This is a genomic window from Paenibacillus sp. D9 (assembly GCF_001188365.1).
Taxonomy (GTDB): domain Bacteria; phylum Bacillota; class Bacilli; order Paenibacillales; family Paenibacillaceae; genus Paenibacillus_O; species Paenibacillus_O humicus.
Window position 1 is genome coordinate 115102 of record NZ_JZEJ01000001.1, and the last position, 14381, is coordinate 129482.

Annotated in this window: 15 protein-coding genes; 10 read left to right on the forward strand and 5 right to left on the reverse strand. The window is 60.6% G+C overall.

Annotation, left to right across the window (positions count from 1 at the left end; genetic code table 11):
- Nucleotides 1-16: 16 nt before the first annotated feature.
- Nucleotides 17-796, reverse strand: a complete 780-nt coding sequence (locus tag VE23_RS00525) for a helix-turn-helix transcriptional regulator (RefSeq protein ID WP_049867062.1) — start codon at nt 794-796, stop codon at nt 17-19.
- A 114-nt stretch (nt 797-910) separates the two neighbouring features.
- On the opposite strand from VE23_RS00525, the gene pyk reads away from it, so the two are divergent.
- The gene (pyk, locus tag VE23_RS00530) at nt 911-2329 is read left to right on the forward strand and encodes a pyruvate kinase (RefSeq protein WP_049869587.1); all 1419 of its coding nucleotides are present in this window, start codon (nt 911-913) and stop codon (nt 2327-2329) included.
- A gap of 122 nt (nt 2330-2451) precedes the next feature.
- Here pyk and VE23_RS00535 read toward each other — a convergent pair whose 3' ends face one another.
- A complete protein-coding gene (locus tag VE23_RS00535; RefSeq protein ID WP_049867063.1) occupies nt 2452-3318 on the reverse strand; it encodes an AraC family transcriptional regulator in 867 nt (288 codons plus the stop codon).
- 210 nt (nt 3319-3528) lie between these two features.
- Between VE23_RS00535 and VE23_RS00540 the strand changes: the two genes are divergently transcribed.
- From VE23_RS00540 to VE23_RS00560, 5 genes are all read left to right on the forward strand, one after another.
- Nucleotides 3529-4830: an alpha-glucosidase/alpha-galactosidase gene (locus tag VE23_RS00540; RefSeq protein WP_048748294.1), complete on the forward strand. Its 1302-nt coding sequence runs from the start codon at nt 3529-3531 to the stop codon at nt 4828-4830.
- Nucleotides 4831-5124: 294 nt separating this feature from the next.
- The gene (locus VE23_RS00545) at nt 5125-5799 is read left to right on the forward strand and encodes a response regulator transcription factor (RefSeq protein WP_021880726.1); all 675 of its coding nucleotides are present in this window, start codon (nt 5125-5127) and stop codon (nt 5797-5799) included.
- Complete coding sequence (locus VE23_RS00550; RefSeq protein WP_021880727.1) at nt 5796-6947, forward strand: sensor histidine kinase; 1152 nt, start codon at nt 5796-5798, stop codon at nt 6945-6947. The genes VE23_RS00545 and VE23_RS00550 overlap by 4 nt, the downstream gene beginning before the upstream one ends.
- A gap of 86 nt (nt 6948-7033) precedes the next feature.
- Entirely contained in the window at nt 7034-7843 is an 810-nt protein-coding gene (gene racE, locus VE23_RS00555; protein WP_048748315.1) for a glutamate racemase, read from the forward strand.
- A 224-nt stretch (nt 7844-8067) separates the two neighbouring features.
- Nucleotides 8068-8964 carry a M14 family metallopeptidase gene (locus VE23_RS00560; protein ID WP_048748296.1) on the forward strand — a complete coding sequence of 299 codons (897 nt, stop codon included), beginning with the start codon at nt 8068-8070 and terminating at the stop codon, nt 8962-8964.
- A 202-nt stretch (nt 8965-9166) separates the two neighbouring features.
- Here VE23_RS00560 and VE23_RS00565 read toward each other — a convergent pair whose 3' ends face one another.
- Entirely contained in the window at nt 9167-9607 is a 441-nt protein-coding gene (locus VE23_RS00565; RefSeq protein WP_048748297.1) for a GNAT family N-acetyltransferase, read from the reverse strand.
- A 299-nt stretch (nt 9608-9906) separates the two neighbouring features.
- On the opposite strand from VE23_RS00565, the gene VE23_RS00570 reads away from it, so the two are divergent.
- From VE23_RS00570 to VE23_RS00580, 3 genes are all read left to right on the forward strand, one after another.
- Nucleotides 9907-10140 (forward strand): hypothetical protein, encoded by a 234-nt coding sequence (locus VE23_RS00570; protein ID WP_021880731.1) that lies wholly within the window; start codon nt 9907-9909, stop codon nt 10138-10140.
- Nucleotides 10141-10246: 106 nt separating this feature from the next.
- Nucleotides 10247-10549, forward strand: a complete 303-nt coding sequence (locus VE23_RS00575) for a HesB/YadR/YfhF-family protein (RefSeq protein ID WP_021880732.1) — start codon at nt 10247-10249, stop codon at nt 10547-10549.
- Nucleotides 10539-10808 carry a DUF1450 domain-containing protein gene (locus tag VE23_RS00580; RefSeq protein WP_021880733.1) on the forward strand — a complete coding sequence of 90 codons (270 nt, stop codon included), beginning with the start codon at nt 10539-10541 and terminating at the stop codon, nt 10806-10808. Before VE23_RS00575 ends, VE23_RS00580 begins: the two co-directional genes overlap by 11 nt.
- A gap of 115 nt (nt 10809-10923) precedes the next feature.
- On the opposite strand, the gene VE23_RS00585 is transcribed toward VE23_RS00580, so the two are convergent.
- Complete coding sequence (locus VE23_RS00585; RefSeq protein ID WP_049867064.1) at nt 10924-12093, reverse strand: THUMP domain-containing class I SAM-dependent RNA methyltransferase; 1170 nt, start codon at nt 12091-12093, stop codon at nt 10924-10926.
- A 122-nt stretch (nt 12094-12215) separates the two neighbouring features.
- Between VE23_RS00585 and VE23_RS00590 the strand changes: the two genes are divergently transcribed.
- Nucleotides 12216-12848: an O-methyltransferase gene (locus VE23_RS00590; protein ID WP_049867065.1), complete on the forward strand. Its 633-nt coding sequence runs from the start codon at nt 12216-12218 to the stop codon at nt 12846-12848.
- Nucleotides 12849-13024: 176 nt separating this feature from the next.
- Here VE23_RS00590 and VE23_RS00595 read toward each other — a convergent pair whose 3' ends face one another.
- On the reverse strand, nt 13025-14239 hold the full coding sequence (locus VE23_RS00595) for an MFS transporter (RefSeq protein WP_048748300.1): 1215 nt from the start codon (nt 14237-14239) through the stop codon (nt 13025-13027).
- Between the last annotated feature and the right edge of the window lie 142 nt (nt 14240-14381).

Genomic DNA, 14381 nt, shown 5'->3' on the forward strand with positions numbered 1-14381 from the left:
GAGCCTCCAGCTCATCCTAGCGGATGCGGCTGGCGTACATAGACGGCGGTTCTCCGTAGGAGCGCTTGAACACCCGCTGAAAGTAGGATACCTCGGCATAGCCGAGATAGGCCGCGATTTCTTCCACGGTGAGCAGCGATTCCTGCAGCATATACACCGCCGTTTTCATCCGCAAGGAATGGACATAACCGCTGATGGTCTGACCGGTGCCGCTTCGGAACAGCGAAGCGGCATAATTCGGCGTGCGGCCGATGCATTCGCCAAGCTCTTCCTTAGTCACATGCTCCCGGTAATGATCCTGAAGGAAAGCTTTCATCTTGTCGATATGGCGGCTTCCGGCTGCCTTGGCTTCACCCTTGGACCGCTCTCTTCCCCATAAAGCCACTATTTCCAGCAGCAGCCCCGTTCCCAGCAAGCGCGAGTAGGGCAGTCCCTCCTTGCTTTCGCCGAGCATCGACTTGATCCGGTCGAGCAGCAGATCATAGGCGGCAGGCCTTGTCCGATCCCATCTCTCCGGAAGGGGAAAGCCGGAGGCCAGGGATGATTCCATGCTGAACCAGATGACATACATCTCATGAAACACTCCCGGCAGAGCGACGGACCTGGCCTCTGCCGCCGCGGGAATGAAGATGAGGTCTCCTCGGGCGGTCCCGATCGGCTCCCCGTCTATTTCAAGCGTGAACTTGCCGTAGCTGGCCAGCAGCAATGCATTCCGATCGTCCGATCGGCGGCTGATCAGCGATTCGGAATTTCCTTGAATCCGGTTGATATCCCAGTTGTTGGGCAATTGCGCCATCGGTTGGCTCCTTTTATCGTACTATAGGTTTTTTATTATACTATAGGACGTCGTTTTGGTCTTCTTCAACAGGTACAATGGAGGAAGCAAACACCTAGGAGGACTTCAATTATGCTGCGCAAAACAAAAATCGTATGTACGCTCGGTCCGGCAAGCGAGTCGGTCGACACCCTCAAGCAAATGATGGAGGCCGGCATGAACGTGGCCCGCATCAACATGGCTCACGGTGAGCTGGAGGATCATGCCGCCCGCATCCGCTCGGTCCGCGAGGCTTCGGCCGCTGTCGGCGGCCAGCTTGTTCCCATCCTGATGGACATCAAAGGACCCGAGGTGCGGATCGGCAAGCTCTCCGCCCCATCGGTCCACCTGCAGACGGGCGCCGAGCTGGTGCTCACCACGATCGAGCTCGAAGGCGACGCATCCCGCATCTCCGTCAACTACCCCGGCTTGCCGGAGGATGTGCATGAAGGCAGCACGATTCTGATCGACGACGGCCTGATCGAGCTGAAGGTGAAGGAATCCGGCGGCACCGAGATCCGCTGCGAGATCGTCAGCGGCGGCATGCTGAAGCCCCGCAAAGGCGTCAACCTGCCCGGCGTGCGCACCCGCCTGCCCGGCGTCACGGAGCGCGACGTCAAGCATATCCACTTCGGGATCGGCGAGAACGTGGACATCATCGCCGCCTCGTTCGTCCGCAAAGCGGAAGACATCATGGAGATCCGCCAGATTCTCGAAGAGAACGGCGCCGGACATATCCAGATCATCTCCAAAATCGAAAATGACGAAGGCGTCGAGAACCTGGATGCCATCATCGAGGCATCGGACGGCATCATGGTCGCCCGCGGCGACCTCGGCGTGGAGATTCCGGTCGAGGACGTGCCTGCCCTTCAGGAAGAAATGATTACGAAGTGCAACATTGCAGGCAAGCCGGTCATCGTCGCCACCCATATGCTGGAGTCGATGCAGGTCAACCCGCGCCCTACACGCGCGGAAGTGAGCGACGTCGCCGGCGCCGTGCAGCAGGGCACCGACTGCATCATGCTCTCCGGCGAGACGGCTGCCGGCAAGTATCCGGTGGAATCGGTGCGCCGCATGGCCTCGATCGCCGTCAAGGCGGAGTCCATGCTGAACTACCGGCTTGAATTCCAGTCGCGCCGGGCGCTCCACGCCACGACGACGACCGAGGTCATCAGCCAGGCGGCCGTAGGCTCCTCGATCGATCTCGATGCCAAGGCGATCCTGACGCCGACGGAATCCGGATTCACGGCGCGCATGGTATCGAAGTACCGGCCGAAGGCTCCTATCATCGCCATCACGCCGGATCCTCGCGTCACGGCCAAGCTGAGCCTGCTGCGCGGCGTCATTCCCGTGCTCGGAGAGCGCGCGACGAGCACGGACGAGCTGCTCCAGTCCGCGATCGTCGACGGCAGCAAGACGGGATTGCTGCATGAAGGCGATTATGTCGTCATCTCCTCCGGCGTGCCGAGCGGACGCTCCGGAGCGACCAATCTCATCAAGATCCAGCAGGTTTAGAGGCAAAACCTGTCTCCGCAGCAACAGGATCTCGTCGAGAGATCCAGCAGGTCTGACAGAACCTGCTTTTCGCATTCCGACAGGCAGCCCCGAAGCGATCGCTTCGGGGCTGCCTGTTTTGTTCATGGGTTCACAAGCCGCGCCCGGTAGGCGGAAGGCGAGCAGCCGGCGCTGCGCTTGAACTGCCGGGAGAAATAGAGCGGATCGGAAAATCCGCAGGACGCCGCCACCTGCTCCACGCTCAGCTCCGTGCCGAGCAGCGCCATCGCCCGGCGCAGGCGGATATTTTGGAGATATTGCATGGGAGAGAGGCCGGTGACGCTTCGGAACACCTTGGACAGATGGGAACGATGGTAGCCGAGAGCTTTGGCCAGCTCCGAGATGGACACGGCTTCGGCATAATGCGTCTGCAGCCAGCGCGCAGCCTGCTCCGCCTGCCGGCGGGCTGCGGCGGTGGAGCGGGCCGACGGCGTAGCGGCATCCGGCTGCAGGCGGGCGAACTCGGCCAGCAGCAGCCGGAGCCAGCCGCTCGCCTCCATGTCCATCAGGGAAGCGCTGTTTCCCGATGCGAGGGAATCACGCAGCCGGGCATACAGCTCCGCTGCGTTGCCGCTTCCTTGCCCGAGAATGGCGGGCTTTTCCGGCGTAATCCCGGCCTCGGCGAGCAGATGCAGGGCGGCATGTCCCCGGAAGGCGACCCAGTTGTACTGCCAGGGATCCTCGCTGTCCGCCGTATATTGGAACAAGACGCCTGGAAAAATCGCAAAGCTGTCGCCGGAAGACAGCGCAGCGTCCTTGTCCCCGCAGCGGAATGTTCCCTTGCCGCCTGTAACGGTATGGATGAGGACGTAATCATGAATGCCGGGACCGTTCTCATGACCGGGTATCGGGCTGCCTTCCCCGCTGAACAGAACCGTCAATTCGGCCGCAGGCACAGAGCCCGGGTTGTCGCTGACCTTGAAATCGTAGTGGTCCGGAGTGGCTGGCATCGGGCGGAGCCTCCTTGGCTTGTTCTGATCCCACAGTAGCGGAAACGACGACAAATGTCCATGCATTGCCGCCAACGTTCCATACCGCTGCTGAAAGCGTTATTTTACAATGATGACGAGGTGCCGGCCCTTAGCCGCTCTAGCCGGATCAAGGTCTCAGGCCGGGCTGGCAGGCACACAAATGGAACGTAATCAAGGAGGATGCAGCCTATGGACAAAATCACCTTCCTCGGCGCAGGCAGCACGGTGTTCGTGCGAAATGTGCTCGGCGACGTCATGAAGACGCCGTCTCTGCAGTCATTCGAGCTGGCTCTGTACGACATCAATCCCGAGCGGATGAAGGAATCGGAGCAGCTCCTCGGCGCGATCAAGACGACCAGCGGAAGCAGCTGCCGGATCAAGGCTTATTCCGACCGGAAGGAAGCTCTGCGCGGAGCCAAATATGTCATCAACGCCATCCAGGTGGGCGGATACGATCCCTGCACGATTACGGACTTCGAGATTCCGAAGAAATACGGCCTGCGCCAGACGATCGCGGACACGGTCGGCATCGGCGGCATCTTCCGCAACCTGAGGACGATTCCGGTCATGCATGGATTTGCCGAGGACATTCGGGAAGTTTGCCCGGACGCGCTGTTCCTGAACTACACGAATCCGATGGCGGTGCTGACCAATTACATGAACACCTACGGCGGGGTGAACACGGTCGGCCTCTGCCACAGCGTCCAGGTGTGCGTGCCCCATTTGTTCAAGGACCTCGGAATCAGCGCCGAGGGCGTCAAGACGAAGATCGCCGGCATCAATCATATGGCGTGGCTGCTGGAGGCGACCCGCGACGGGGAGGATCTGTATCCGGAGATCAGACGCAGAGCGGCGGAGCGGCAAAAGGAGAAGCACCATGACATGGTCCGTTACGAATTGATGCTGAAATTCGGCTATTACGTGACGGAATCCTCCGAGCATAACGCGGAATACCATCCGTATTTCATTAAAAAGAATTATCCGGAGCTGATCGAGCGCTTCAACATTCCGTTAGATGAATATCCCCGCCGCTGCGTGAATCAGATCGCCGACTGGAACCGGCTGCGGGAGGAGCTGCTCGGCAAGCAGGAGCTGGCGCATGAGCGGACCCATGAATATGCTTCCCATATCATCGAAGCCATCGAGACCGACGTGCCGTTCCGGATCGGCGGCAACGTCATGAACACGGGCCGCCTGATTCCGAATCTGCCGAGCGAGGCGTGCGTGGAAGTGCCTTGCCTTGTCGACCGCGGCGGAGTCCAGCCTACGCATGTCGGCAATCTGCCGCCGCAGCTGGCCGCTTTGAACCGGACCAATATCAATACACAGCTGCTGACGCTGGAGGCGGCGGCGACCGGCCGCAAGGAGCATATTTACCAGGCCGCCATGCTGGATCCGCATACGTCGGCGGAATTGTCCATGGACGACATCATCGCGCTGTGCGACGACTTGATCGAAGCCCATGGCGACTGGCTGCCGAAATACCGCTGACGGCGGCGGAGGCTGCAGGCTGCTGTACAGGCGCATGCATGGCCTTTCTTGCCTGCATCACAGGCTTCTTGTCTCTGGCCCGCGCGAAAGCGCTGCGCCTCTCATTCGAAAGCGACAGATCCCCGATCGCAGCGGGGGTCTGTTTTTTTTATTCGCGCAGGCTGCCGTGTACATATTCAGTTCATATAGGACGGTTAAGATAAGCCCAGCCGCTGATGCGGCGCCATCAGGTTTACGGAGTGAGAATGAAACCGATAAAATGCCTATAAGCGCTATTGGAAAGGCGGAACCGACATGACTCACATCCTTGTCGTCGACGACGACAGCCATATCCGCGAGCTGGTCTCCCATCTGCTCCGCAAGGAAGGTTATGCGACGGAAGAAGCGGCCGACGGCCGCGAGGCTCTCCTCAAGCTGTCTTCCAGGCGAGCCGATCTCGTCGTGCTCGATATCATGATGCCGGAGATGGACGGGTGGGAGCTGTGCCGCCGGCTGGGAGAGAACTACGAGGGGATGCCGATCCTCATGCTTACGGCCAAGGGAGAAACGATGCATAAGATCAAGGGATTCGAGCTCGGCACGGACGATTACCTCGTCAAGCCGTTCGATTCCCTCGAGCTGACCGCGCGGGTGAAGGCGCTGCTGAAGCGCTACCGGATCGCGGCTTCCCAGCAGATCCGGATCGGGGAGCTCGAGCTGGACCGCAAGACGTTCCAATGCCGGATCGGCGGCAAGGAAGCCACCCTTCCGCTCAAGGAATTCGAGCTGCTCTTCCTGCTCGCCAGCTACCCGGGCAAGACGCTCAGCCGCGACTCGCTGATCGAGCAGATCTGGGGCTTCGATTACGAGGGAGACGAGCGTACGGTCGACGTGCATATCAAGAGGCTGCGCGAGCGGCTGTCCGAGGCGGAGCATCTGGAGATCCGCACGATCCGCGGGCTCGGCTACAGGCTTGAGGAGAAACAATGAAAAGGCTGGGCTCGAAAAGCAGGTTCAGGCTCATGGTTGTCTTCACGATGGCGAGAGTTTCCGTGCTGCTCGTGCTTTGCTGGACGGCGTCGTTTTATTTTTTCGAGTGGCTTGCATGGAAGCCCGCTCCACTGGTCGGCCAGCTGTTGAAATCCGGGGCTGGCTTCATCCTGTTCGGAGGCATTCTGTACCTATGGGGACGGTTCGCGCGCAGAAAGCAGATGGAAGCCTTTCAAGCGATTCTGGATGCCTTGGCCGCGATTGCGAAGGGGGACTTCCGCGTGTCGATCGAGGTGCCGAGGGAGATGAACGAAGGGTATATGGAAAATCTTGTTCAAGGCATCAACAACATGGCCGCCGATCTCGACAAGATGGAGATTCTCCGCCAGGAGTTCATCTCCAACGTCTCCCACGAGATCCAATCGCCGCTCACGTCGATCGGCGGGTTCGCGCGCGTCCTCAAGGACAGCGAGCTGACTCCCCTTCAGCGGGAGCATTATCTCGATATCATCGAGCAGGAGAGCGTGCGCCTATCGCGGCTGTCGGACAGCATGCTGAAGCTGGCCTCGCTCGATTCCGACAAGCATCCGTTCCATCCCGTGCCGGTCCGGCTCGACAAGCAGCTGCAGCGGGTCATCCTGGCCGGCGAGCCCCAGTGGAGCGCCAAAAGCCTGGAGGTCGAGGCGCAGATGGACCCGGCCGAAAGTGATGCGGACGCCGACCTGCTTGATCAGGTATGGATCAATCTCCTTCATAACGCCGTCAAGTTCACGCCGGACGGCGGGTCCATCCAGATTACGCTGCGGAGGACGGGCGAGGAGGCGGTCGTCACCTTCAAGGATACGGGGACCGGCATTCCGAACGCCAGCCTGCCTCATATTTTCGAGCGCTTTTACAAGGCCGACCCGTCGAGGACCCGGACCGGCGGCGGCAGCGGCCTCGGCTTGTCCATCAGCCGGAAGATCGTGGAGATGCACGGCGGAGCCATTGCAGCGCACAACGATTCCGAGGAAGGAGCCGTCTTCACCGTCACCCTGCCGCTGTCCCGGACGCCACCGGGCTCCTTGCGTCCAGCGAGGCCTGCCGAGAGCGCCCAGCCGGCGAAGCCGGCCGCTCCTCGGCTTGAACAGGCCTGTCTAATCCGCTAAGATGAAGGTACGTTTGAAAGACGGCATTCATATGCTGTCATAGTCAAAAACGGACCCTCATTTTGTTCATGGAAAGCGGTGTGTACGTGCAAAGACCCATAGCCATCCTAGATTCCGGAGTAGGCGGGCTGACGGTTGTCAAGGAAGTGATGAGACAGCTGCCCCGCGAGAAGGTCATCTACTTCGGAGATACCGCACGAACGCCCTACGGGCCGCGTCCGTCCGATGAAGTCGTCCGGTTCACTCAGGAGATCGTCTCCTATTTGATGCAGTATAAGCCTAAAATGATCATTATCGCCTGCAATACGGCAACGGCCGCGGCGCTCGAGGATATCCGCTCCATGGTGGACGTTCCGGTCGTCGGCGTCATCAACCCCGGCGCCAGAGCGGCCATCAACCAGACGAAGACCGGCATCGTCGGCGTCATCGGGACGGTCGGAACGGTCCGCAGCCGCGCATACGAGGACGCGCTCAAGCGGCTCAATCCCAATATCCATGTCGTGAGCCTGGCTTGTCCGCTTTTCGTGCCTTTGGTGGAGCAGGGCAACTTCCGCTCCAAGGAGACGATGGATACGGTCCGCGAATCGATGGAGAAGCTCAAGGACATACCGCTCGACACGCTCATCCTCGGCTGCACCCATTATCCGTTCCTGTCGGAGACGATTCAGGAAGTGATGGGCAGCGGCGTCAAGCTGATCAGCTCCGACAACGAGACGGCCCGCGAGATGAGCACGATTTTGCAGGAATCGGGCAAGCTCGCGCACGGGCCCGAGCTGCCGATCCACCAGTTCTTCTGCAGCGGCGAGCCCAAGATGTTCAAGCGGATCGCCCAGCAATGGCTCGGCGAGCAGATCGAGCTGACCCCGGTCGTCTGGCAAATTCCGAAGATCGGGTAGAACGGATGGCAGCTTCGCGGCCCCTTGCCTTTATGGCAGGGGGCTGTTCGGGCTTGGACCGTCATGGATGAGCGAAACTTTGCGGGAGAAATGTACAGCCCATGGCGGAATATCTCGCCGCTCCGTCGTTGGAGCCGCATTCTGCCCGGTTCCCGCCGGAGGCGTGTTAGGTGGGCAAGTTCCCGCATACAATGGTCGTATCTCCATAAAGGGCGGGATCCTCCATGAATGTCCAAGACAACGACATTGTACGTCCATGCCTGTACGGACCGGCCGTTCTGGCGGCCGATCTGGATGCGTTGAAGAGGCGCTACCCTTGCCTCCCGAGAGTGCCTGCCGGCACGAGCGTCATGGGCAAGCCGATCGAGGCGCTGCGCTTCGGACGCGGGCCGCGCTACGTCCAGATCAACGCTTCCTTCCACGCCAATGAATGGATGACAAGTCTCATTCTGATGAAGTATGCGGAGGCGTTGGCCGCACGTGAAGCTTCGGGAGATCGTTTCGCCGCGGAAACGACGGTATGGCTGCTGCCGATGGTCAATCCGGATGGAGTGGAGCTTGTGCTCGAGGGCGTGACGGACGGCCATCCTTACGGACGCCAGCTCCTGGAATGGAATGGCGGCAGCCTCGACTTCAGCGGCTGGAAGGCGAATATCCGCGGCGTCGACCTGAACGACCAGTTTCCGGCCGGCTGGGAGGAGGAGCGTCAGCGCCGCGGAGTGTCTGGCCCAGGTCCGCGGGATTATTCGGGGGAATGCCCGCTCAGCGAGCCAGAGGCTCGAACGGTGGCTGCCCTTACGGAACGCGAATCCTTCGATATCGTCGTCGCCCTGCATACCCAGGGGGAAGAGATCTACTGGAACTACCGGGGCTTCGAGCCTCCGGGGGCGGAGGAGATGGCGGCAAGGCTCGGCGCTGCCAGCGGTTACGCTCCCGTCGCCCTGACAGACAGCGATGCCGGATTCAAGGACTGGTTCATCCGGCGCTTCCGCAGGCCGGGATTTACGGTGGAAGCGGGCCTGGGCGTCAATCCTCTGCCGTTGGAGCAGTGGAGCGGCATGTACTTCCGCGTGAGCCTGCTGCTGGACGAGGTGCTGCGGATCGCGATGGAGAGAGAATAGGCGCCGTCGTGGAACGGAACGGGAAGCGGCAGCCTGCCTGCGGCAAAAGAATGAAATGGCAGCCGGTCGTTGACGGCGGTTGATGGGAATGAATGCAGCCGGCTTCTTGTGCCGGCTGCTGATTGAAGAGGAATGGATGCCGGCTGCTGATTGAAGCTGAAAAAGCAGAGAGCGGCTCGATATCCGAGCCGCTCTCTGCTTTTTATAATGGCAAGCTCATCGTTATGTTTCTGGCTGCGAATCCCAGCCGCTCATACAGCCGGATCGCATGGCGGTTTTCCACGTACGCGTTGAGACGGATTTCGGAGCAGCTCTCTTGTCTCATCTGTTCGACGGCCCGCTCCATCAAGCGGCTCGCAATGGACTGCCCTCTCGCTTCCGGAAGGACAAAGAGCTCGTAGATGAAGCCGATTTCCTGGTCGGAGAACTCATCCGTTCTTTTTCCGAACAGAATCCAGCCCCGCACCTCCTGGTTCTCGGACGCAATCAAAAACCGGGAGCCTTTCGCCAGCAGCTCTCCGACCATCAGCTTCATTTTCGCTTCGGACGGCTTGGACCGGCCCATCGTGCCTTCAAAGGTGGATTGCGGCGAGAGCCTCATGATTTCTTCCCGTTCTTCGTTCGTGGGAGTTCGAATTTCCATCCGGATACGCTCCTTCCGCTTCGGCCATCCTTTGCGGGGATGTCATTTCTGCGCTTGCGGAGATGCTTCTCCGTCGCGACTATGTGTAATTCGCCATCCTTGCGGCACAAACCCTTTATTCGGGATAAAAGAAAGGAAAAACCTCTTTGGAGCGGTCCCTTCGGAAGACGTCCGTGCACCGGGCCGGCAACGCTGCGGCTGCCGATCCGCAACCTTTGCGGCTGCCGGTTCGTATAACCCTTCGCCGGGTTTGGCTCGCGCCGGATCCGGGGAAGATAGAACCATAGGGGGAATGAGCCTTGCGCAAGCTTCTATCGCTCAACCATTGGAGACATGTGTTTGTCCGGGTATTCCGGCTGCTGCGCTCCAAGAACGTCAAGCTGACGGATAAGCTGCTGTTTCTTATTCCTGTCGGACTGTACTGGGTTCTTCCGGACGTCATGCCGTTCATGCCCGTGGACGACATCGCGGTGACGATGATGGCGGCCAGCTGGTTCGCCAAAGGAATGGAAAACAAGTACGGCGCGTCTTGATGTTTTGGCCGTCTTTCGATAGAATTACTGGATGAGAGAGATGCAGTCGACAAGCTTGCCGCGCCTGCAGCGGGCAAGCTTTACTTTATAGCCAGGAGGAACCGCCATGAATTGCAAAATTACCCGCAATGCCGCGAAGGTGCTGAAGCTGGAGCTGGACAAGCCCGAGCATGAAGGCAAGAAGCTGCGCGTCTACATCACCCACTCCCACGGAGATCATGCCCACTACGGGCTCGGCATCGACGATCCGACGGAGAAGGACGAGCTCGTATCGACGGACAAGGACATCGACGTGCTGCTCGAGAAGGGCGTCGAGCTGCTGGACGGCGTGAAGATCGATTATCTCTACACCCCGGAAGAAGGATTCGTCGTCACGAATCCGGCCAAAGGAAACCACGGTGACCACTGAGACGCTGCCCGCCCGGCAGGAGGATAAGCCCGCATCGAAGAACGACATCCGCGTCTGCGAGAAATGCAACTTCATGCGTCTGAAAACGATCATTCCAAAGCTGCAGAAGCTCGATCCGGCCGCCGACATCAAAATCGGCTGCAAGTCCTACTGCGGTCCATGCGGCAAGAGAGCGTTCGTCTTCATCAACGGACGTTACATCGCGGCTCCGACCGAGGACGAAGTCATCGAGAAAGTGAAGCCCTACATCAAGAAATAAGACCGGCGGCTATCCGGGAGGAGCGGTATCTTCCCGGATTTGCACGCCGGCTTTTTTTATTTGCCGGACAAAAAAACACCCTCTGCCCGAACATAAAGGGAGAGGGTGTTTCGCGTTATTCGACGGAGCTCGCCGTTGGAGCGCCTTCGAGCCGAGGCCTCGGAGGCAGCGGCCCCAGGTACTGGTACAGCTGGCATTCGATGCGCCCGTTGTACAGCTTGCGCTTTTTGTCCGCGTTGCGGCCGTAGCTCTGCTCGAACGACTTGGAAGGGCTGAGGGCGAATACGGACCAGTCCTTCTTGACCGCATCGATGAAGCCGAGCTGGCGGATGACCTTGTCGGCTTCCTTCTCCGTCCCGAGCCGCTCGCCGTAAGGCGGGTTCGTGATGATGCAGCCGTAATGCCCTTGAGGCTGAACGCGCGCGATCGGCATCGTCTGGAGCTTGATCTCGCGGGCGAAGCCGGCTTTTTTGAGCGCGGCCTCGGCCACCTCGATCGCTTCGGGATCGATATCCGACCCGGCGATTTCCAGCTTCACGTCATCCCTTACGGAATCGAAGGCTTCCTCGCGGGCAAGGTCCCAGCGGCTCTGGCCCATAATGTCCCAGGCGTCGCTGCTGAACGATCTGCGCAATCCCGGAGCGACATTCCAGCCGATCATGGCCGCCTCGATCGGAATCGTGCCGGAACCGCAGAACGGATCGTACAGAGGGCGCTCCGGGCTCCAGCGCGACAGCAGCACCATCGCCGCCGCCATCGTTTCCTTGATCGGGGCTTCGGTGACGAGCTTGCGGTAGCCGCGCTTATGCAGGCTCGGTCCCGTCGTATCCAGCGTAATGAGCGCCATGTCGTTCAGCAGGCTCACTTCGATGACATAGCGCGCCCCGTCCTCGCGGAACCATTCCGTGCCGTACTGCTCCTTCATCCGCTCGACGACCGCCTTCTTGACGATCGACTGGCAGGCGGGCACGCTCGACAGCTGCGATTTTTGGGACCGTCCATTGACGGGGAACTCCCCGTCCTCGGGGATCCAGTCGGGCCAGTCCAGCGCTCGCACGCCCTCGAACAGCTCCTCGAAGGTCATGGCGCGGAATTCGGCCATCTTGACGAGCACCCTGTCCGACGTGCGGAGCCAAAGGTTCGTCCTTGCGATATCCTCCAGGCCGCCCTTGAAGGTGACGCGGCCGTTTTCTGTTTTGACATCGGTATAGCCAAGATCCTTCAGTTCCCTGGCAACCACTGCCTCCAGCCCCATGGGCGAAGTGGCAATCAGTTCAAGCTGCATCGTGTATCGTTCACTCCATCTCTTGCCTGCGGGCGGAATTTGTATCCGGCCGCAGGTCGTCATACAATCAAGTATAGGCGATAATCGCAAGCAAGTACACCGACAGAAAGGATTGAGCCGCAATGAACGAAATGGAAGCTTATATCGAAGCTTTGTTTCCGCCCGATGAGGATCTCGCGCGGGTGCTGGAGAGCATCAGGGCGAAAGGAATGCCCGAAATATCCGTCCCAACCGGCTACGGCAGGCTGCTCACGCTGCTGGTGCAGATGTCCGGAGCGAAGGAGCTGCTCGAGATCGGAGCGCTGGGCGGTTACAGCGGCATTTGCCTGGCGCGCGGACTGGGCGTCGGCGGAAGCCTCACCTCGCTGGAGCTGCTGCAGGAATACGCAGACACTGCGAAGGAGAATCTGGAGGCGGCCGGGCTCGGAAGCCGCGTCTCCCATCTCGTCGGCGACGCAGGCGAGAGCCTGGAGCGGCTGACATCCGAAGGGCGGCGCTACGACTTCTTTTTCATCGACGCCGACAAGGGCGGATATGTCCGCTATCTGGACGCGGCGATCGGGCTGGCCAATCCCGGCGCGGTCATCGTAGCCGACAATACGCTGCTGCGCGGCCGCGTCGCGGATCTCCAGCGGAGCGGACCTTCCGTGCTCGCGATGCGCGAGTTCAACGAGCGGGTCGCCTCCGATCGCAGGCTGACCGGCACGCTGCTGCCCGCCTATGACGGGCTGGCGGTCGTGCGGGTCAATCCGTAGGCGCCAATCATCCATGCAAGCGGCGGCAGGTCGGGGCGGGTCCGCCGCGACTGGCCGTTCCGCTCTTCACGCGTTCGCGCATGAGGGGGAATGCGGAGGTCGGCGCGGCCGCATACGGCCGCTGAATGCCGGCCATCAATCGACGGCTCCGGCTGCGGATGCCATCCCTGCATCGCTCAATCCAGCCGGGCAGGCTTCCTGCCCGGCTTCAGCAGCATCCGCCATACCCAGTAGGCGTTGGCGAACAGCAGCACGGAGCTGAGCAGGAAGATGCCTTCGATGCCGATCACTCCGCTGAGCAGGCCGCCGGCGATGGGCCCCAGCATATTGCCGAGCGCCAGCGTGCTGCTGTTGAGGCTGTAGGCCCGGCTTTCCTTGCCCTCGGGCGTGTATACCCGGATCAACGCGTTCACGGACGGGATGAGGCCGCCGAGGAACAGGCCGAGCAGGAAGCGGACAATCAAGAGATCCCAGACGGATCCAGCGAACGCCTGCGGAATGAACATGGCGGCAGCCCCGAGCAGCGATACGGCGAGCACCTTGGTCTGGCCGATCCGGTCGCTCAGCCGGCCGAGCACGGGGGAGGCGACCAGATTCGACAGGCCGGTGACCGAGGTCACCATCCCGGCCAAAAAGGCCAGATTGCCTTTGCTTCCCGGCAGCTCCTGCACATACAGAGGCATGAGGCTCGACGGGCTCATCATGGCGAACTGGATGAGCAGGGTGACGGTGAACAGCGCCATCAGCTGGGGAATTCCGCTCAGCTCCTTCATTCCCTGGAGGACGGAAGGCTGGATGACCTTGGCCGCCTTTTCCCGGTCGAACGACTCTCGGACGACGAACAGGACGAGCAGCGTCGCGGTGAACAGCATGGCTCCGGTTATGTAGAAGATCGGCCGGTAGCCGACGGCGTCGGCCAGCAGCCCGCCGATCAGCGGACCGAGGATGGTGCCGGCTATGCCTCCGGACTGGAGCGTGCCCATCGCGAAGCCCATCCGCTCGCGCGGCGCGCTGGAGCTCATCAGCGACACGGCGGCGGGATTCATGCCGGATATCGTGCCGTTCAGCAGGCGCAGGGCGAGCAGCTGCCAAGGATGGTTGGCGAAGCCCATGAGCACGATGACGAAAGCCATGCCGAAGCCGGAGCGCAGCAGCATGACCTTGCGCCCGTACTGGTCGGACAGCTTGCCCCAGAGCGGCTGGAACAGGAACGAAGTGACGAAGTTGCCGGCAAAGATGACCCCGGCCCAGAGAGCGACGCTGTGGGGATTGCTGATGCCAAGATCCTGCTGCAGGTACAGCGGCAGAAACGGGGTGATCATCGTCATTCCGGCCATGCCGAGAAAGAGCGTGACCCAGAGGACGATCAGATTTTTCATCCATGCTTCCATGGCGGTTCACCTTCTTGATGAGTCGGACCGCATCCATGGGAGGATCCGGCCTTCGATTTGGAGATGCGTAAGGATGCGCAGGACATGACGGACGGGAAGGATGAGATGTCATTGCTTCGCTGCTCGCGAAGCCGATGCCCGG

Coding starts and splice junctions, on each gene's coding strand:
- VE23_RS00525 (WP_049867062.1), bottom strand. CDS start 796: ATGGCGCAATTGCCCAACAACTGGGATATCAACCGGATTCAAGGAAAT.
- VE23_RS00535 (WP_049867063.1), bottom strand. CDS start 3,318: ATGCCAGCCACTCCGGACCACTACGATTTCAAGGTCAGCGACAACCCG.
- VE23_RS00540 (WP_048748294.1), top strand. CDS start 3,529: ATGGACAAAATCACCTTCCTCGGCGCAGGCAGCACGGTGTTCGTGCGA.
- VE23_RS00545 (WP_021880726.1), top strand. CDS start 5,125: ATGACTCACATCCTTGTCGTCGACGACGACAGCCATATCCGCGAGCTG.
- VE23_RS00550 (WP_021880727.1), top strand. CDS start 5,796: ATGAAAAGGCTGGGCTCGAAAAGCAGGTTCAGGCTCATGGTTGTCTTC.
- VE23_RS00560 (WP_048748296.1), top strand. CDS start 8,068: ATGAATGTCCAAGACAACGACATTGTACGTCCATGCCTGTACGGACCG.
- VE23_RS00565 (WP_048748297.1), bottom strand. CDS start 9,607: ATGGAAATTCGAACTCCCACGAACGAAGAACGGGAAGAAATCATGAGG.
- VE23_RS00575 (WP_021880732.1), top strand. CDS start 10,247: ATGAATTGCAAAATTACCCGCAATGCCGCGAAGGTGCTGAAGCTGGAG.
- VE23_RS00585 (WP_049867064.1), bottom strand. CDS start 12,093: ATGCAGCTTGAACTGATTGCCACTTCGCCCATGGGGCTGGAGGCAGTG.
- VE23_RS00590 (WP_049867065.1), top strand. CDS start 12,216: ATGAACGAAATGGAAGCTTATATCGAAGCTTTGTTTCCGCCCGATGAG.
- VE23_RS00595 (WP_048748300.1), bottom strand. CDS start 14,239: ATGGAAGCATGGATGAAAAATCTGATCGTCCTCTGGGTCACGCTCTTT.